Below are 18,652 nucleotides of genomic sequence, written 5' to 3'. Positions count from 1 at the left end.
GAGGTCATTTTGGTGTCTGAAAATAAACAGATCGTACTTGCGTCTCGTCCCGAAGGTGCCCCATCCAGAGAAGACTTTAAATTCATTGATGCACCGCTTCCTGAACCGGAAGCAGGACAAGTCCTGGTACGTACGCTATATTTGTCTGTAGACCCATACATGCGGGGCCGCATGAAAGATACAAAATCCTATGCTCCCCCCTATGCGTTGAATGAAGTGATCAAGGGCGGAACGATTGGGCAGGTGGTGGAGTCTTCGGAACCCAATCTGCGCAAAGGGGATTTAGTATCCGGCATGTGGGGCTGGCAGCAGTATGCAGCCGTAAATACGGGAGACATTTCCCTGATCGATACAGAAGAGGCTCCGATTACGGCTTACCTGGGTGCACTTGGCATGACTGGTTTGACCGCTTATTTTGGCATGGAAGATATCGGTAAGCCGAAGGACGGCGAAACGGTGGTCGTATCGGGAGCAGCCGGAGCGGTGGGCATGATTGCGGGCCAGATCGCCAAGATTGTAGGTGCGCGTGTAGTCGGGATTGCAGGTTCTGACGAAAAATGTGCTTATCTGAAAGAACAACTGGGATTCGACGTGGTGTTGAACTATAAGCACGAAGAGGATATGTCTGCTGCCATTGAACGGGCTTGCCCGGCTGGCGTAGACGTTTATTTCGACAATGTTGGCGGTGAAATCTCCGATGCGGTACTGCGTCATATTAATCGGAATGCACGTATACCGCTCTGTGGACAGATTTCGTCATATAATCTGGAGAAGCCGGACATCGGCTTGCGCCCGCAGACGTTACTGTTAACCAATACAGCGTTGATGAAAGGCTTCCTGGTGGGTGACTATGCCAAATCCTTTAAGGAAGGCCGGGCCAAATTGGCAAAATGGATCAAGGAAGGTCATATTCAGTTTGAAGAAAACATTGTGGAAGGTTTTGACCAGACGCCGGAAGCATTTATGGGCCTCTTCTCTGGAGATAACCTGGGCAAACAGCTAGTAAAGGTTGCGGACCCTGAATAGATATAGACCCTTGAACATATGCCAGAACAGGAAAAGACACGTTCCGCACGGTGAAGTGCACAGAACGTGTCTTTTTAGTTGTTAGAATGTTGCGATGATGCTAGGATTCCGCAGCAACAACTTCCTTATAGTGCTTGTACATGTATACCCGCCAGCGTACGATCATACCGAAGGCCAGAAGGAAGAACAAGCCACCCGTTTGAGGAATGCTCACATAACGCTGAATGACTTCATGCAGGATTAGACGTATAGCCAGCAATCCAAGCAGAATGAACGCGAAGCTTCGTGAACGTGTGGCAAAAATTTCATCGTTAACTCGTTCAAAGCGAGTACTGCGAATGAGGGGATACGAGAATATAAACCAGCCCACCAACAGCGCAATGAGTGCCCATAGAAGCGGGACATGTGTCTGGGGTACAACAAACATGAGAAAACCCGTGCTCATTCCCAGCGGGGGAATAAGTATTTTGCGAATGGTTACCGGACGATGGCTAGCTTTCATTCGAATAAAAATGGCAAGCAGGGCCATGACGAGCATACCCACAGTTGCACCGATCTGAAGGTAAAACGGACTGATTTGAGCCACGTAGAACTCCCTCTTTCTGGAATAATATGTTATCCGGACATCCGGAACATGATGCGAATTACCGGAATTTTCTGTTTCTATTATATCACAAACGAAGAAAGCCGATAGAATGCTTAGTGTATCATTTACCCGGATTGTATATAGAGGGTTCATTTGAAAAATTTGTATTATTGTACCCAATGTGAAGCCGTTTATTCGAATAAGGGGAAATCAGGAAATGAACGAACATGTAGGGTCATAAAAATCGACGGTGACTAGACAGATAACCAAGTGGGTCATATAGAGCTTGTCAGGCGACTGCACAAACATATGAAACAGATGAAAGAGCGTGGACGTATTATATACATTCCCGATTCAATCTATGGGTGGATGGGCTACAGGAGGAAGGACAGTAAGAACGGAAAGGAGTAATATGCTGATCATAGGAATACCTTGGAACAGAGCAAGGAGGAATACGCTTCATGAATAGAAATCACAGGCCACTCACGGTATGGACATTGGCTTCTCTGACTGTGGTATCAGTGGTCCTGGTTATCCCCTGGATTATGTGGCAATCACAGGCACCAACACCGCTTAACATCATGATTGTCGACAAAAGTAAACCGGACTTGTCCTATGTGGGACATAAAGGACTGGTATGGATTTTGAATCAGCAGAAGATTGTTCAGCAGACAGGGGAACATTATAATTATGAAGAAGATTACTACGGGTATGATATACAGAATGGGATCTCCCGTATTGAGCGGAAATTGCCGGATGAGGTGACCGACACGGACCTGATCTATCTGACGGCGAATCATCATCTTTCATCTACAGAAACGAATGAACGTATACAAGACAAAGCTTATGAAGGTCTTACGATATATGATGCGCACAAAATTCGTGAAGCTGCGACCAAAGGCGTAACGATTGTCGCTGAGTTTAGCGCCTTGTCGAATGCTGTTTCGGACATGACAAGAGAGCAATTGTATCCGATTCTGGGCATGAAAAGCAGCGGATGGCAAGGGAGATCGGTATCGGATCTGCAGAGCCTGGATGAAGTGCCTCAGCAGTTAAGAATGAACTACGAGCTTAGGGAGAAAAGGCAGTGGCCTTATCATGGAGCAGGCATTGTACTGGTTCACAACGATGGACGGGTGATTGTACTGAAGCAAGGCCGGGATGTAAAGACCGGTGACATAAAATTCGTCTTCACACAGGAAGGTGGGGAATGGAGTGGAATTACCCGAGACATCCATTACAGCGAATGGTTCGACATCATTGTGCCTGAACAACAGGCTACGGTTCTGGCCTGGTATAAGACGGATCTAACGGAGAATGGACAGCAGAAACTGATGGACGCAGGTATTCCGGGGGGATTTGCTGCTCTTACCCGGTATGAGGGCCATAATCGGACGTATTATATGGCGGGATCCTTCGGAGAGCTGGAACATTATTCGTTCTGGCGCCGTATCAAGGGATGGGATGTGGTGAAAACGAAGCTTACTCCGGATCAAAAGAGCGTTCCGGATCGGTTTTACTGGAAAGTATACGTACCCGTGATGAAGAAGATTTTGCAGGAAGTCCAGACAGGGCAAGCACCCTGGCAATAGAAAAACCGTTCTTTCGGTAGCGAACGGTAGGATACATAAAGAGGGCTGCAGATGATCTGCAGCCCTCTTCCATTGGGTATCGAGAGCATCAGGCTTTATGAAGGTGTCGCAACCCATCCAGGAAAGCAGTCACAGTCAGCTGCAGGCTCTCATCCGGGTCAAAGTTCATGCCGAAGCCTCCTTTTTCACCGATGGAGGCGAAGCCGTGGCAAAGACTGCGTAAACCGCGAACGGCATGGAGCGCTTCCGCCTCACTTAGCGAATAGGGCTGCAGCAGGCGGAGCAGCAGATCCAGGGCAGCTGCACTCTCCATAACGAGCTGCGGCTCCTGACGATCCGGGGCATGGAAGAAAGCTTCGTATAGCCCTGGATGCTTGCGGACGAAGCCGATATATGCAGCAGCGACCTCCTGAATGGCTTCGTCGCCCGAACGGCCGACGGAAGCCTCGGTTAATGCACGTCTGAGCTGCTGTGCGGACATCAACGCCAATTCCTGGCGAAGCCCCGGAAGACCGTTGATGTGGTTGTAGAGCGACGGAGAGCGCACATCCAGCCGCTGGGCCAGAGCGGCCAGTGTTAGCGAATGGAATCCGTCGCTGTCGGCAAGCTGGGTGGCGGCGCTTAACAGAGCGCCGCGATCCAGCCCTTGACGGGGGCTCACAGATGCCCCCCGGCAGGGCGCAGCCGCTGCTCTGCGTCTGCCGTAGCTGCGCGCATGGCCGCGGCGGGCTGATGCAGCATTCGTCCGTGCCCTACTGCGAGCACGGACGGTTCCAGCTCAGCCAGGCGCTTGGCGCTGGCAAGAGCAAGTTCACGGTTCCACGTCGCCAGCGCGGGGAACGGAAAGAGCGGGCGCAGGTGGCCGGATACGGCGAGGCCGCCGTGCAGCTGATACGCGTCGCCAGCGATGAGCACGCGGCTGCGCGTATCCATGAAGGCCATATGGCCCGGCGTATGGCCTGGGGTGGCAATGGCGACCAGGGATCCGATTCGGTCGCCATCATCGAGCAAGCGGTCCGGGCGGGTGCGGATCGCTTTGGGGACACTGCCGCGTACCGGGGTCTGCGGCTCGTCGGGAAGCAGGGAAGCGTCTCCGGCCAGCAGCGGGGCATCTCTTCTGGAGATGCAGACCTCGGCTTTAGGCAGCGCATCCTTAAGACCATCCAGTGCTCCAACATGATCGCCATGGGCATGAGTCAGAATGATTCTGGTAATCGGTTTGCCTAGCGATTGTGCTGTAGTCAGAATCCCCTTCAGACTGAATGGCATTCCGGCATCAATAAGAGTAAACCCATCATCTTCTTCAACAAGATATACGTTCACAGGGAAGAGGCGTGGGAGGAATGAAACTTGGACAACAGCATGCTCACGTGTAATTCGCATCATTAAATCCTCCTTAAAACTAATGTTGTTAGTAATATAACTAATGTAATTAGTTTTTGCAATACCCTATGTGAATATGCTTAAAAAATAGGATATTTTAAAATCTCAAAACACTTTACAAAAAAAGCGTTTTCAAAATAAGGATAACCGATTATAATAATCTCGTAAGCCCTTTCATATGTCTATCTTATTGGAGCCTTTCGCGAAGCGAGGGGCTCACTTTTTTTGTTCTTTTCCCTTAAACAACGTATAGAACTCAGCCGTTTTGCTTAGCCTGTGAAGGGCCTATATATACTGATATGACAGGGGATAACAGGATTTTCAACCACCGGGTGGAGAGTGTTGACAAACATAACTGTTATTCCTATAATAACAGTTATACTTACCTTGGATTGAATTTTCATCGGTGAACGTTATGCCGGGAAGGGAGTAAGTAATGAACAGTGAATTTACCATTGCTGTGCACTGTCTGGTCTTTCTGTCCATGAAGGATGAGTGTATGGCCAATAGTGAAGACTTGTCTCAAAGTGTGGGTACGCATCCAGCCAGAGTACGCAAGGTGCTTAGTGTGCTGCGGAAGCATGGATATCTGACCACTAAGGAAGGTGCCCATGGTGGATATCTGCTCAGCCGTCCGAGTGAAGAAATCAAGCTTGGGGAACTGTACAGACTGGTAGCAGGTGGATCGCTTGGTCCCAGCTGGTGTTCGGGAGAATCCGGTTCAACGTGCGTTGTTTCTTCCAATATGCAGGATGTGATGGGAAGTATCTACGATGGAGGCGAAGAAGCATTAAGCGCTTATTTTGACCGTATATCCATTGAGGATGTGAAGCATCGTATCGGTAATGGGGAAGAATGTTCCTTGGCTATGGAACCCTTGTCCATGAAGGAAAGATCCTGACAGATTGAATCGTTAACCGTTCTTCATGATCTGGCCTTGGACTGCTGCTGTCAGGCATGGTGGACAGGCTATATAAGGGCGTTTGCTCCGGTTGTAAGATCCGTTGATGTTTCAGGCGATTCCGGGCATAACGTGAACACAGATGGAAGCGATCGTCTGCGCTGATGTTATTTTCGGAAGGTGAGTACTCGGTAGAGTTTGGCCTTGCGAACGTAAAAAAATAAAAAAGAACTTGGGGAGTGGAACGCATGTCCAGCATTGAAAACAATGAAACACTTCGCGTGATTAACGAACGTCACGCTGTCAAAAAGTACGAAAGTGGTTTTGTTATGCCTGAAGCAGATCTGAACGCTATCCTGACAGCCGCTTCCGAAGCACCGTCTTCATGGAACCTGCAGCACTGGAAATTCCTCGTGATTGAATCCGAAGCAGACAAAGCCAAGTTGCTGCCAATCGCTTACGGCCAAAGTCAAATCACAGACAGCTCCGTTACGATTGCTGTACTCGGAGATCTGGAAGCAAACCGCAACGCCGTGATTTATGATCAGGCTGTTGAAGCAGGTGCGATCCCGGCTGAAGTTCGTGACGCATTGGTTGGACAGATCAATGGTGCTTACCAAAATCCGCAAATCGCCCGTGATGAAGCAATCCGCAATGCATCTTTTGCTTCACAGAACATTATGCTTGCTGCACGTTCCCTGGGATATGATACTTGCCCAATGGGTGGTTACAACCCGCAACAATTGATCGAAACATTCAACATCCCTGCGCGTTATTTGCCAACGTTGTTGATCACTGTAGGTAAAGCTGCAGTTCCAGCTCGTCCGGCAGGTCGTTTCCCGCTGTCTGAAGTTGTTGTTAAAGGTTCTTTCTAAGACTGATTTTGGATCAGTTATCGCTATAGATATCAATAGATATAACATAAATAGCCGCATGTCCCTTCTAGAGGGAACATGCGGCTATTTGGTATTTAAAATAAAGATGGGGCATTATTTCTCTGGTGTTTCCGGGATTTTCGGTGCATTGAAATCTTCCAAATACTCAATTGCGTTATACATCATAACCGCAGCTTCAGCGCGGGTAATCGTATCCTTCGGATTGAAGTTGCCCTCGGCATCGAGCGTGTTAATCTTCAAGACAAGGGAGCGTTGAACAGCGCCTTGAAATTCTGGCGTAAGCTCTTTTTCATCCGTGATATTTACAGGTTTGATGTTAATCATCGGCAGGCCACCTTTGGCTTCAATGCCCTGCATCAAGAAAAGGGTGTACTGTTCACGGGTCAGCGCCTTGGAAGGATCGATATCGTTGGACATCTTAATACCATTGAACTGGGCACGGACAAAAGCATCGCTGTACCATACGCCATCTTTTACGTTGGAGAAGTAGTCACTTGGCAGGGGTTGTTTGACAAAACGAATCGTGTCCAAATTCAGATTCAGACCATCTGCAATGAGCTGAATACCCTGAGCCGTGTTTAGTTCCTGTTCCGGTTTGAACAAGCTATCACTCACGCCTTTGATTAAGCCATCCTGATGCAGGGATTCAATCTTGTCTGCCCCTGCAATACCTTGAATATCAGTGAATTCCGCTTGAGCGGCGTGAATTGGACCAGCGCTCAGAGAAAGGGTAAGTAAAGCTCCGGCTGTTAATGCAGCCAATATATTTTTTTTCATGTCAGGTTCGCCTCACTTTTCCAGGGAATATCCCTTTGTTTATAAGCTATTTGTCCCTATAGACGACCTTATTCCTCAAAAGGTTGCTGCAATTTTCCATTGGTTTTCAATATGAAATTCCGTTGGATTAGGTACAATGTGGTTGGACTATTGTAAGCCCTCTTGCTTTGTATTATGTTGAGGGAGGATAACCGCTGAAGCAAAAGACAGTGAATTGGGTAAGTACATAACAGTGGAATCAACTATTCGGGTTAATACTTCTTATCATTGCTTGTAATTACGGAGTAAGGTCAATCATTTGAATCAATAAGGAGAGAATGAGACGATGGAACCGACAGCAACGAATGAAGCTTTTTTCTATACAGGTACTTATGCATCAGCAGATCAACCGGGGATTTTTCTCTGTGCGTTGAACAAGGATACAGGCGAGTTGCGGATTGTAAGTCATATGGATGGGGTGGATAATCCATCCTATCTGGCTTTATCTGCGGATGGGGATTGTCTCTACGCGGTAAGTGAGACAGATGAGGGAGAGGTGCTGGTCTATCGCAGGGATGCCGCAACGGGTGAGCTGCACCTGATGGATCGCAAGTTGACGAAGGGCGCTTCGCCTTGTTATGTGTCTGTCAGTGAGGACGGCAAGTGGGTGCTGACTTCGAACTACAGCAGCGGCAGTGTGAACGTATTTCCGGTAGGAGATCAAGGCACGCTTGAAGAGATGAGTGCTTTGATTGAGCATACGGGAAGAGGGCAGAACGATGACCGTCAGGAAGGGCCGCACGCTCACTCCATTCAACCGGACCCTTCGGGTCAGTACGCCGTTGTCTGTGATCTGGGTCTGGATCAGATTATTGTGTATCGTCAAGAAGAAGGCCGCTTAGTAACGCATCGTGAGACGAATCAGCCTCCAGGCTCTGGACCGAGACATCTCGTCTTCCACCCAAACTCGCAATGGGCCTATGTGATTAATGAATTGAGTAACACCGTTACGGCATTCATGTATGATCAGCGTCGAGGTGAGTTCACTACGTTGCAGCATATCACCACACTGCCTGAAGGACATTCTGGAGAAGGTACGGCAGCGGATATCCGTGTGTCCCCGTGTGGTCGCTTCCTGTATGCTTCCAATCGTGGGGACGACAGTATTGTGCTGTATCACATTGACCAGGAATCCGGTGAGCTGGAGGCGATAGAGTGGACTTCCACTATCGGTCAGACCCCGCGTAACTTCAACTTGCTGCCAGGTGGCATTTTGCTGGTGGCCAATCAGGACAGCAACAACCTTGTTGCTTTTCAGATCAATGGTGAAGATGGACGTCTGACACACAACGGATTCAAGTTGGAGATACCCCGCCCAGTGTGTATTACTCCGGTAGTATAAAGTGAGATGACACAACATTCTTTGTTACGTTCAGATTCCGAAAGATCGAGCGTGCGAGAAAAGAAGCATTCCAGTCGAAAGATTCATCTTTCGGCTTTTTTCCTTTTTTTCATATATGAAATTACTAAGCTAGACCTATAGATGGAATTATATGTTTATTTTAAAATGATTGTATTAAAGCGCTTACATATAAGATGGCGCTACCAAGGGCATCGGGCTTACCAATTCGATTGGGGAGGCAATGGCTTTATGGAAAAACGATCGTTATGGAAGCGAACATTGCGGAACGCAGGGGTATCCCTGCTGAGTTCTGCGTTACTGGTTACTTCGCTCGGTCTTGGAAACACGCCAGTCACTCATGCTGCGGGTGCCCGTCAGATGGAGTTTCTGGACCGCGGTGTAGTTGCAGTGAAGACAGGCACAGGTGTGTTTGTCAGTTGGCGGCTTCTGGGTACGGAAGGGTCGAATGTATCGTTTAATGTTTATCGGGACGGAACTAAGGTAAATGCATCGCCTATAACGAACAGCACCAACCTCCAGGATACAAGCGGGACAAGCAGTTCCAAATATACGGTGCGAGCCGTAGTCAGTGGGACCGAGCAGGCTGCTTCGGCGGCAGTGAGCGTATGGGGCAATAATTATTTGTCTGTACCTCTCAGTGTACCCGCAGGAGGCACAACACCGGATGGTGTAGCCTACACGTACAGTGCCAATGATGCGAGTGCAGGCGATGTGGACGGGGACGGCGAGTATGAACTGATTGTAAAGTGGGACCCGTCCAACTCCAAGGATAATTCCCAAAGCGGCTATACGGGTGAAGTATTTATCGATGCCTACAAATTGAATGGAACGCGCCTGTGGCGAATCAGTCTGGGTAAAAATATCCGTGCGGGTGCCCATTACACCCAGTTCATGGTGTACGACCTGAACGGAGACGGCAAGGCAGAAGTGGCGATGAAAACGGCTGATGGTACCAAGGATGGTACGGGCGTAGTCATCGGGGATGCCAGCAAGGATTATCGTAATTCTAGCGGATACGTTCTGTCCGGACCGGAGTTCCTTACGATCTTTAATGGACAGACCGGCAAAGCACTTTCCACGGTGAACTACGAACCGGCGCGCGGCAATGTGTCCGATTGGGGAGACAACTACGGCAATCGGGTCGATCGATTCCTTGCAGCCATTGCGTATTTGGATGGGGAGCGGCCAAGTCTGGTCATGGCGCGTGGATACTATACCCGAACCGTGCTGGTGGCGTACAACTGGCGGGATGGGCAATTGACGAAACAATGGACTTTTGATTCCAATACATCAGGTAATTCCGGTTATGGTGGACAAGGTAATCATAATTTGAGTGTGGCAGACGTGGACGGTGATGGCAAAGATGAGATCGTATATGGCGCGATGGCGGTGGATGATAACGGCAAAGGACTCTACACGACAGGACTTCATCATGGGGATGCGATGCATCTCAGTGATCTGGACCCGGATCGTGCAGGACTTGAAGTATTCCAGGTGCATGAGACACCGTCCAATGCCGGAGTGGAATTCCGCGATGCGCGTACAGGTCAGTTGATCTGGGGCGTACCTACGACCAAAGATATTGGGCGCGGCATGGCAGCCGATATCGATCCACGTTATAAGGGTGCCGAAGTGTGGGCGGATGGTGGTTTGTATACAGCCAAAGGACAGAAAATTGGGACAACCCTGCCTTCCTCCACGAATTTTGGCATCTGGTGGGACGGTGACCTGCTCCGTGAACTGCTGGACAGCAACCGGATTGATAAATGGGACTACGCCAATAGCAAAACGGTTAATCTGTTGACCGCATCCGGTGTTTCTTCCAATAATGGAACGAAATCCACACCGAATCTGCAGGCTGACCTGTTTGGCGACTGGAGAGAAGAAGTGGTATGGCGGACCAATGACAGCTCTGCACTGCGCATCTACACGACAACAGCCGTTACGGACAAACGGATCTACACCCTGATGCATGATCCGGTATACCGTCTTGGTGTAGCTTGGCAAAATGTAGCCTATAACCAACCGCCACATACTGGCTTTTATTTAGGAGATGGCATGAGTACACCTCCCGTACCGAATATCCGGTACGCTGGCAAATAAGAGGGAAAGGGCATGAACTCATGCCAATCCCAGGGCTGATGTTACAGCGTATAAAGCTTACCGCTGACAAGGGAACAACGGTCTTTGGTCCGTTGTTCTTTTTTTTCTGCCATTTCCACAGATATTCGGTAGAAATCGGAAAAAAACGTTTGACAGTCATATGTACTGCCCTTATGATACGTATATAACTCACTAAACAGGTAGGAATAATAAAAATGACTAAGCCCTATTTTCGGGAGCAGTCATTTACAGTCACATGAGAGATCGTAACGTGAACAGAATAACGTTCTCACCGTATAGACGGAGGAACACCGCAGCGCATCATTTCTGGATGAAGCATACACGGCCTTTGGGCCGGCATGACTTTATGAGGGAGAAGTGCGCGGGGGTTCCTCCGTTTTTTGTTTTTTTTTCGGTGCGTTCCATGCTGTTCAGCCTGCCTGAGGTAATCTTGCAGATCCATTCGGGGGGAGTGTTAGCTATGAAAAAGAGAATTCATAAGGGTATTTTGGTTGGTCTGGCATTGGTGTTAACAGGGGTACTGGCGGCATGCGGATCGGAAAGTGGTGGCACGAATGCGACAGCAACATCGGGAGGAACGGAAGGCGGCAAAGAAGGGGCAAAAGCGATCGAGCTGCTGAATGTATCCTATGATCCGACACGTGAACTCTATGAGCAATATAACAAGGCGTTTGCGGCGTATTGGCTAAAAGAGAAAGGTCAGGAAGTAACGGTTAAGCAATCTCATGGCGGTTCAGGTAAACAGAGTCGTTCTGTCATAGATGGGCTGGATGCGGATGTGGTTACGCTGGCATTGGGATACGATATCGATGCTATTGAAGACAAAGGTCTGATCAATGCGGGGTGGCAGGACAAATACGAGCACAACAGCTCCCCGTATACTTCAACGATCGTGTTTTTGGTACGCAAAGGCAATCCGAAAGGCATTAAGGACTGGGATGATCTCATCAAGGGAGATACCCAGGTCATTACCCCGAATCCGAAAACGTCCGGTGGAGCACGCTGGAACTATCTGGCGGCATGGGGATATGCGCTCAAACATAACAACAATGATGAAGAGAAGGCCAAAGCATTTGTTGCAGAACTGTTCAAACATGCGCCTGTCCTTGACTCTGGAGCACGTGGGGCGACGACTACGTTTGTAGAGCGCGGTATTGGTGATGTACTGCTTGCATGGGAGAATGAGGCTTTCTTGTCAGTTAAAGAGCTGGGACCGGACAAATTCGACATTGTTGTGCCTTCGGTCAGTATTTTGGCTGAACCACCTGTAGCAATTGTAGATAAAAATGCAGACAAAAAAGGTAGCCGCGAAGTGGCTGACGCCTATCTGAAATATTTGTATAGCGAAGAGGGGCAAACCATTGCTGCTGAGAACTATTACCGTCCAACCCTGGACAGCGTGAAGGAAAAGTTCAAGGATCAGTTCCCGCAGCTTGAGCTGTTCACATTGAACGATGTATTCGGTACATGGCGCGATACCCAGGCCAAGCATTTTAATGATGGCGGTATCTTTGACCAGATTTATGTTCCGGGCAGCTAATGCTTCTGACGTCGATGATGTTGCTTGACCATGTAAGCGGCCAACCAGTCCGACCGACTGAAGGCAGAGAGGATGAACGTGCATGAGCAAGGTGATGGTGGCCCGGAGTCGCACACTGCCGGGATTCGGATTAACGATGGGTTACAGTGTGCTTTACCTGAGCCTGGTTGTACTTATTCCACTCGCAGCGCTCTTGTTTAACTCCACGGGGCTGACCTGGTCCACACTGATTGAGGTGGCGACGAATCCCCGGGTACTTGCTTCTTTCCAGGTGAGTTTTCTGACTGCAGGTGCAGCGGCGCTGATCGATCTGGTTCTCGGGTTACTCTTGGCTTGGGTACTTGTCCGGTATGAGTTCCCTGGAAAACGGCTGTTTGATGCCGTTATTGATCTGCCTTTTGCTTTGCCGACGGCAGTGGCCGGGGTTGCCTTAACGGCGCTGTATGCCGGAAATGGCTGGATTGGGCAGTTTGTGGAGCCTTTGGGCATCAAGCTGGCCTATTCACAGGCGGGCATTACGCTCGCGCTGATGTTTATCGGGATTCCGTTTGTGGTGCGTACGGTGCAGCCGGTTTTGCAGGAACTGGAGACTGAGGTGGAGGAAGCTGCCGCTACGCTGGGAGCGGGAAGATGGCGGATATTCCGGAAGATCCTGCTTCCGGATCTGATCCCGCCGCTGCTGACAGGTTTTGCGTTAGCCTTTGCCCGAGGCATTGGCGAATATGGCTCAGTGGTATTTATCTCAGGCAATATGCCGATGAAAACGGAGATTGCGCCCTTGCTGATCATGGCGAAGCTAGAGCAGTTCGATTATGCGGGAGCCACGGCGGTAGCCTTGCTGCTGCTGTTGGTCTCTTTTGTCCTGCTCTTGATCATTAATTCACTTCAACGCTGGAGCCGTAAGGCAGGCAGAGCCTAATGCATAAGCCCACCTATATAAGTTGAACTTAACATTTACACGATAACGGAGAGGACAGAAAAATCTGGAGAAGCGGAGCGTTTGCCTTTATCCCCGGATTTCCCCTTTTTAGGAGTGGTTCATAAAAAATCTGGGGATAACAGCAATCGGAAGATGTTCTGACCGCGCAGTGGTTTAGTGTAAATCATTTGTTCAACTTATATAAACCAAAAGGAGGTACATAATATGACGGGTTCCGTTCCATTGACGCCTGCATCCAGTGTGCGAACCGGGCCGGGGCCAAACCGTGCAACGACGGAAGCACCATGGGTCAAATGGTTGTTGATCGGATTGGCAAGTCTGGTGCTGCTCTGGCTGCTCATCTTGCCACTGGTGATCGTGCTGATGGAAGCGTTAAAGCAAGGCTGGGGTGTCTACATCGCCGCGCTTACCGAGCCGGACGCGATGTCGGCATTGAAACTTACGCTGCTGGTTGCCGGGATCACCGTACCGCTCAATACGATATTCGGTGTGGCGGCTGCGTGGGTCATTACCAAGTTCCAGTTCAGGGGCAAAGGACTCATGATCACCCTGATCGATCTTCCTTTTTCGATCTCGCCTGTGGTAGGCGGATTGATCTTTGTCCTCGTCTTTGGTTCGAATGGATGGTTTGGACCGTGGCTGGCCGAGCATGATATCAAAATTATTTTTGCCCTGCCCGGCATTGTCATCGCAACGTTGTTCATTACGTTTCCCTTCGTCGCCAGAGAACTGATTCCGCTAATGGAAGATCAGGGCACGAGGGAAGAAGAAGCGGCGGTTACACTTGGGGCATCCGGGTGGCGGATTTTCTGGAATGTGACCCTGCCCAACATCAAGTGGGGACTGTTGTATGGCATTATTTTGTGTAATGCGCGGGCGATGGGCGAGTTTGGGGCCGTGTCTGTTGTATCGGGACATATTCGCGGGGAGACCAACACCTTGCCGCTGCATGTCGAGATCCTGTATAACGAATATCAATTCTCCGCTTCGTTTGCCGTCGCCTCCTTGTTGCTGATTTTGGCTCTGGCAACGTTGCTGCTCAAGAGCTGGTTGGGTCATAAAACGATTCCCGAAAAGTGATTTAACACTCCTGTATCCCTGCCAATCATCTTGGTTTTGAAGAGGGTTCCGAATGTAAATGGTTTTTGTTTAAAGTTCATGAAAATTCGGATTGACAGCTACTGGAAGCCCTGCTAATGTATAAACCAAGTATATGGGTTGGATAAGAATGAATTATAAGTCGGGTTGGATGACAGCGCACTTGAGGAATATAGCGGGCAGTAGCCCGAGAAGAGGAGGCGGCTCTATGGCTAAGCCGTTAAAAGTGGATGAGGTATGGATGGATCGAATTGCCGGACAACTGAATGACATGGAGTTTGGCTCGTTACACATCGTTGTACACGAAGGCCAGATTGTGCAGATGGAGCGGACCGAACGCAAGCGTTTTGAAAATACGCCCTCCGGCAGCGCCTCCAAATCCGGCAGCACTGCACGAAGCAGCTCACCCCGTTCATTGCGCTCATCGAATGCAAGCGCGAAGGGATAGGGTTTATGTAATTCAGGATCGAATTAGGCATAATGCAAAAATAGTAGAAATCAAAAAAAGAGAAGCCGATGATTTTGCCGGCTTCTCTTTTCTGGTTTTGAATGAACTGAGTCTGATGATGCCGGGCAAACCAAGTTAAAATAAAGGTTTATTTTTCGGAAATGGCTCCAGATGTGCGTGGTTTATAAAGGTTTAGCTCCACATCCAGGTTCTCATCCTCATGTGCTTCTGTACTGTGATTCAATTCCTTATCCGAATCGGTGTGTCCCGCGTAGGGGCGATCACTGCGAGAGGGCGCTCCTGTCAGGCTGAAGCCGGAGATGAACAGGATGAGTTGCAATCCTAATGCGTAGGGCGCAGCAGCAAGTCCGATCAGATGAAGCAGGGAGCACATGGCAATTAGGGTAAAGAGTGCTTTGGTTACTGTGCCCGATGAACCTTGTCTTGGGCTGGACCAGAGCAGATAACCATAGAATACCGTGATGATTAAGGAAACGAAGCGTATCCATGGCAAAGCGTTGGACCAGGAATGCCAGAAGGGATACAACAGCCCTTGTTGACGAAACACAAAATCAGCGATCAGGTACAGTACAGCCACGACAGCGGCAGGCTCAGCAGCCGGACGAATGACATTCCAGATCGCCCTTCCCCAATGATCAGGATGTGCGTATCGATTCAATTCATCGGACAATGCCGCACTCTCTCGTTCCAGAGCTCTGTGCATCAATGCCAGTCGAGCGGGATCAACATCGATGATACAGCTGCGGATCTGATCCTGAAGCTGTGGAGACAGATGCACTGCGGCTCTGCAGGATAGCATGGCGGTTAATAATTCATGGTGCTCATGTTCTGTAAGAGAACCATTCCGATGTTCTTTGGCTGTGAGTTGTCCCAATAGGGTTGTACTTATGTATAAAGTATCTCGTATCGCTTGCATTCGCCTGTCACGACTCCGTCTGACCTCAGTTGCAGACCATACGTAGAGTCCAAGCAGCACAGCGATCACTCCGAGTAGTACCGCCACGAAGCCTGGATATGAGAATAGAGCAAGCATCCAGCGTTGAAGCACAGTGGTTCCTCCTTTGCAAAAACTGTAGCGTAGCATGAAACACGGTTCACATAAGCTTTCTCTCACTATTACACAGGAATTGCGTGAATTCAAGCAGGAACAGTAGGAATTTACTGTCATAAGAAGGACCAGAGCACCCATGCAAAGAAGATGTAATTTCCATGAATTTTTAATTCTGCACATAATCATCGGTTTAATAGGAAAGGAGCAAGATCTATGGACCAGATCAACATTGAACACACACCGCCCTCAGCAGCAGAATACCTAGCGTTACGGAAAAGCGCAGGTCTTAGTGCGATGAGCAAGGAGGGAGCGGAGATTGGGCTGCCGAATAGCCTGTTTGCCGTATGTCTGCGTGCAGAAAATGAAATCGTAGGCATGGGCCGGGTCATCGGGGACGGTGGTTGCTTCTTTCAGGTGGTGGATATCGCCGTGCGCCCGGATCAGCAGGGAAGAGGATATGGCAAATTGATCATGAGCGAGATCATGAATTATTTGCGTGAACATGTGCCTGCTCGTGGACTGGTTAGCCTGCTGGCTGACGTCCCTGCCGATCGTCTGTACGCTCAATATGGCTTCACCTATACCAGTCCGAAATCGGAAGGCATGTGGTGGAGGCAAGGGGAATAGTTGATAGAAACAAGGAGAATTAAGCCTCGCCTTGTGTATATGGAATTAGTCTAGCCAAACTCAATTCGTACAATCGGTTATTCAAACCTTTGGTTGTCATCCAAAGGTTTTTTGCTTTACATCCAATTATTTACAGGTATAATGTAAATCAAATACAATTTACGATTTACAAATTACGATAATAACAATAAATGCAGAATGGAGGATACGAATTTGGATAAGAACCAGCGGACTCAATTTAATCAAATGGTGGAACGATCCATGGAGCAGGCCAGCAGAAACCTTTCGGGAACCAAGGGGGTCGTCTCGGTAAGATTAAGTCAGGAAGAGATTGATATTATTGATCAGCTTGTATTTCTTGAACTGGCCAAGAATCGATCTGATGCAACGGCTATGTTAATTAGGGAAGGGATTCGGACTCATCAATCGCTATTGAACGAGATTCAGGAGTATACGGCAGAGCTTGAGCGCGTAAAGGCCAAGATACAACGGTCCATTCGCAATTCAGGTTTGTTGACACGTCTGCAAAATGAAACTGAAAGTGATAGTGAGGGGAAAGGAGAGGGAGTGAATGAAACAGACGAAAAATGAAATCCATAACGACAGTTACGGATCTGTTCTGCGTCTTCCATCTTTTTGTGTACTTCTTGCAGGCAGACTGATATCCGGTGCAGGTCAAATTTTATTTTCCATGGCTACGATGTGGTATATTCTTCAACTAACCGAGTCAGCACTCGCAGCAGCACTGATTCCTATGTTGCCATACTTTATCTATGCTTTTTTGGGCATACCACTGGCTACAATCAGTGATCGGCTGCCCAAAAAGCAGCTCTTGATCTGGACAGATATACTTAGAGCGTGCGTGGCCTGTATATTGGCGCTTTTATTCATGAGTGGTCAGATGGTACCGTGGCATATCTATGCTGCCAATTTGCTCATTGCGATTCTTGGATTTTTGTTCAATCCGGCAACCCAGACCGTCATCCCCGCAATTCTGCCCGACCCGTCGAAACAGTTAGCACCAGCCAACGCACTTCTAAATTCATCTTCCAAAACAATTGAATTGCTTGGATATGCTGTAGGTGGCATATTGGTGGCGTTCATCTCAGTCCAGTCAATCCTTTTCATCTATGCACTTACCTTTCTGCTATCTGCTTTCTCCATTGTCTTTATTCATATTCCGGTGACCAAAGTGGTCAAACAAAAAGGGATTTCTGGCTTCATGAAGGATAGTTTGCAAGGGATTACCTTTTTGTTCTCGCGTAAAATTCTGGCCAGCTGCATCATTTTTGGTGCCATTATCAACTTTGCTGGTGCGCCTCTGCACATCTTCACTCCGATTTTTGCTGACATGGTTCTTCATGCCGGACCACAAGGGTACGGTCTTCTCCAATCGGCCTTTGCCGCTGGTAGTATTGCAGGCTCTTTGCTCAGCGGGAAATATGCCAAACGGCTTTCGCTTGCTCGATGGTTCCTGATCAGTTACCTCATCTCAGGTGCAAGTTTGTTACTCATGCCTATGTTTCCTAATCTGTATATCGCCATCGCCTGTTCATTCTTGTTAATGCTGGGGCTTGCCCTCGTAAATGTACCTCTGGTTACCTCGATCCTTCTATCCACACCGGAAGAAAAGAGAGGGCGTGTCATGAACAGTATGGGAGTCTTAATGAGTGGTGTCAGTAATCCACTCGGTTTATTGCTCGGAGGCTGGTTTATTGAAACGTATAATCCATCCTGGGTGTACATGGGGATTGGTATATTTGTTATTGTGATGGGGCTGGGGAGCATGTTTGTTAGGCCTTTCCGAGAGGAGCAGGGGAAACATTCCAGACAGCAAGCGGCATCCGTTTAATTATAATCAATGTAAGAATACCTCCATTTTTTATACGATAATTCCGATTGGGTTAACATGAGTATGTCGCGTAAATGGATATCTTAAATAATTTATGTAAAATAATTCAATTAAAAAGAAGGAATATCAAAATTTATGTAGAAATTGGTTATTAAGAGGGGGAGACAAATGGGAGGTAATTTATCATGGAAAACAAGGAAATTTTATCTGTACAGGACTTGATGGCATTAGAGGTTGAAGAGGATAACTACATGTTCGAGGAAACCAGCCTGTGTACCGTGTGCAGCTGGACAAGCTCACAGACAATCGCTGTCGAGAGCTAGGAACATCTTCATTAAACGCTCTATCCAGTAAATTTAAGGATAAGTCTTTGATTTTCGCATTACTA

General features: G+C 48.5%; 19 protein-coding genes and 1 pseudogene. 14 read left to right on the top strand and 6 right to left on the bottom strand.

Annotated features, from left to right (window positions below; translation table 11 throughout):
* The first annotated feature begins 12 nt into the window (after positions 1–12).
* Positions 13–1,026 (top strand): NADP-dependent oxidoreductase, encoded by a 1,014-nt coding sequence (locus tag HW560_RS02860; RefSeq protein WP_179261954.1) that lies wholly within the window; start codon positions 13–15, stop codon positions 1,024–1,026.
* A gap of 100 nt (positions 1,027–1,126) precedes the next feature.
* Here the strand turns inward: HW560_RS02860 and HW560_RS02855 are convergent, their stop codons facing one another.
* On the bottom strand, positions 1,127–1,612 hold the full coding sequence (locus HW560_RS02855; RefSeq protein ID WP_177185872.1) for a CcdC family protein: 486 nt from the start codon (positions 1,610–1,612) through the stop codon (positions 1,127–1,129).
* Between the two features lie 461 nt (positions 1,613–2,073).
* Between HW560_RS02855 and HW560_RS02850 the strand changes: the two genes are divergently transcribed.
* Positions 2,074–3,204, top strand: a complete 1,131-nt coding sequence (locus tag HW560_RS02850) for a hypothetical protein (RefSeq protein WP_090904158.1) — start codon at positions 2,074–2,076, stop codon at positions 3,202–3,204.
* An 88-nt stretch (positions 3,205–3,292) separates the two neighbouring features.
* On the opposite strand, the gene HW560_RS02845 is transcribed toward HW560_RS02850, so the two are convergent.
* From HW560_RS02845 to HW560_RS02840, 3 genes and pseudogenes are all read right to left on the bottom strand, one after another.
* Entirely contained in the window at positions 3,293–3,685 is a 393-nt protein-coding gene (locus HW560_RS02845) for a TetR-like C-terminal domain-containing protein (protein WP_306459238.1), read from the bottom strand.
* A 51-nt stretch (positions 3,686–3,736) separates the two neighbouring features.
* Positions 3,737–3,865 (bottom strand): annotated as a pseudogene (locus HW560_RS34185) (TetR family transcriptional regulator); the annotation flags it as partial.
* A complete protein-coding gene (locus HW560_RS02840; protein WP_179265726.1) occupies positions 3,862–4,587 on the bottom strand; it encodes an MBL fold metallo-hydrolase in 726 nt (241 codons plus the stop codon). The pseudogene HW560_RS34185 and the gene HW560_RS02840, both read right to left, overlap by 4 nt.
* Before the next feature lie 436 nt (positions 4,588–5,023).
* Here HW560_RS02840 and HW560_RS02835 point away from each other — a divergent pair, with 436 nt between their 5' ends.
* Positions 5,024–5,488 carry an Rrf2 family transcriptional regulator gene (locus HW560_RS02835; RefSeq protein WP_090904160.1) on the top strand — a complete coding sequence of 155 codons (465 nt, stop codon included), beginning with the start codon at positions 5,024–5,026 and terminating at the stop codon, positions 5,486–5,488.
* A gap of 248 nt (positions 5,489–5,736) precedes the next feature.
* Positions 5,737–6,363, top strand: a complete 627-nt coding sequence (locus HW560_RS02830; RefSeq protein WP_063566195.1) for a nitroreductase family protein — start codon at positions 5,737–5,739, stop codon at positions 6,361–6,363.
* Positions 6,364–6,477: 114 nt separating this feature from the next.
* Here the strand turns inward: HW560_RS02830 and HW560_RS02825 are convergent, their stop codons facing one another.
* Positions 6,478–7,161: an S-layer homology domain-containing protein gene (locus HW560_RS02825; protein ID WP_090904161.1), complete on the bottom strand. Its 684-nt coding sequence runs from the start codon at positions 7,159–7,161 to the stop codon at positions 6,478–6,480.
* A gap of 325 nt (positions 7,162–7,486) precedes the next feature.
* Here HW560_RS02825 and HW560_RS02820 point away from each other — a divergent pair, with 325 nt between their 5' ends.
* The 6 genes from HW560_RS02820 to HW560_RS02795 all read left to right on the top strand — a co-directional run bounded on the left by HW560_RS02820 (position 7,487) and on the right by HW560_RS02795 (position 14,713).
* Positions 7,487–8,542 carry a lactonase family protein gene (locus tag HW560_RS02820; RefSeq protein WP_179261950.1) on the top strand — a complete coding sequence of 352 codons (1,056 nt, stop codon included), beginning with the start codon at positions 7,487–7,489 and terminating at the stop codon, positions 8,540–8,542.
* Between the two features lie 249 nt (positions 8,543–8,791).
* Positions 8,792–10,666 carry a rhamnogalacturonan lyase gene (locus HW560_RS02815; protein WP_179261948.1) on the top strand — a complete coding sequence of 625 codons (1,875 nt, stop codon included), beginning with the start codon at positions 8,792–8,794 and terminating at the stop codon, positions 10,664–10,666.
* 481 nt (positions 10,667–11,147) lie between these two features.
* Positions 11,148–12,227 (top strand): sulfate ABC transporter substrate-binding protein, encoded by a 1,080-nt coding sequence (locus HW560_RS02810; RefSeq protein ID WP_090904164.1) that lies wholly within the window; start codon positions 11,148–11,150, stop codon positions 12,225–12,227.
* Positions 12,228–12,309: 82 nt separating this feature from the next.
* Positions 12,310–13,146: a sulfate ABC transporter permease subunit CysT gene (cysT, locus tag HW560_RS02805; RefSeq protein ID WP_063566191.1), complete on the top strand. Its 837-nt coding sequence runs from the start codon at positions 12,310–12,312 to the stop codon at positions 13,144–13,146.
* Positions 13,147–13,371: 225 nt separating this feature from the next.
* Positions 13,372–14,247, top strand: a complete 876-nt coding sequence (gene cysW / locus HW560_RS02800) for a sulfate ABC transporter permease subunit CysW (protein ID WP_179261946.1) — start codon at positions 13,372–13,374, stop codon at positions 14,245–14,247.
* Positions 14,248–14,473: 226 nt separating this feature from the next.
* The gene (locus HW560_RS02795) at positions 14,474–14,713 is read left to right on the top strand and encodes a YezD family protein (RefSeq protein ID WP_062322628.1); all 240 of its coding nucleotides are present in this window, start codon (positions 14,474–14,476) and stop codon (positions 14,711–14,713) included.
* A 148-nt stretch (positions 14,714–14,861) separates the two neighbouring features.
* On the opposite strand, the gene HW560_RS02790 is transcribed toward HW560_RS02795, so the two are convergent.
* Entirely contained in the window at positions 14,862–15,782 is a 921-nt protein-coding gene (locus HW560_RS02790; protein ID WP_109999215.1) for a hypothetical protein, read from the bottom strand.
* A gap of 216 nt (positions 15,783–15,998) precedes the next feature.
* On the opposite strand from HW560_RS02790, the gene HW560_RS02785 reads away from it, so the two are divergent.
* The 4 genes from HW560_RS02785 to HW560_RS02770 all read left to right on the top strand — a co-directional run bounded on the left by HW560_RS02785 (position 15,999) and on the right by HW560_RS02770 (position 18,587).
* Positions 15,999–16,412 carry a GNAT family N-acetyltransferase gene (locus HW560_RS02785; RefSeq protein WP_109999214.1) on the top strand — a complete coding sequence of 138 codons (414 nt, stop codon included), beginning with the start codon at positions 15,999–16,001 and terminating at the stop codon, positions 16,410–16,412.
* 213 nt (positions 16,413–16,625) lie between these two features.
* Positions 16,626–17,003: a ribbon-helix-helix domain-containing protein gene (locus tag HW560_RS02780; protein WP_090904168.1), complete on the top strand. Its 378-nt coding sequence runs from the start codon at positions 16,626–16,628 to the stop codon at positions 17,001–17,003.
* A complete protein-coding gene (locus tag HW560_RS02775; RefSeq protein ID WP_090904169.1) occupies positions 16,984–18,264 on the top strand; it encodes an MFS transporter in 1,281 nt (426 codons plus the stop codon). The genes HW560_RS02780 and HW560_RS02775 overlap by 20 nt, the downstream gene beginning before the upstream one ends.
* 185 nt (positions 18,265–18,449) lie before the next feature.
* Entirely contained in the window at positions 18,450–18,587 is a 138-nt protein-coding gene (locus tag HW560_RS02770; RefSeq protein WP_157258615.1) for a hypothetical protein, read from the top strand.
* Positions 18,588–18,652 lie beyond the last annotated feature (65 nt).

Origin of the sequence: Paenibacillus sp. E222 (assembly GCF_013401555.1) — a bacterium.
In the GTDB taxonomy this organism is placed as follows: Bacteria; Bacillota; Bacilli; order Paenibacillales; family Paenibacillaceae; genus Paenibacillus.
The sequence above is the reverse complement of the archived record's forward strand: the minus strand, read 5'-3'. Positions and strand labels throughout refer to the sequence as shown.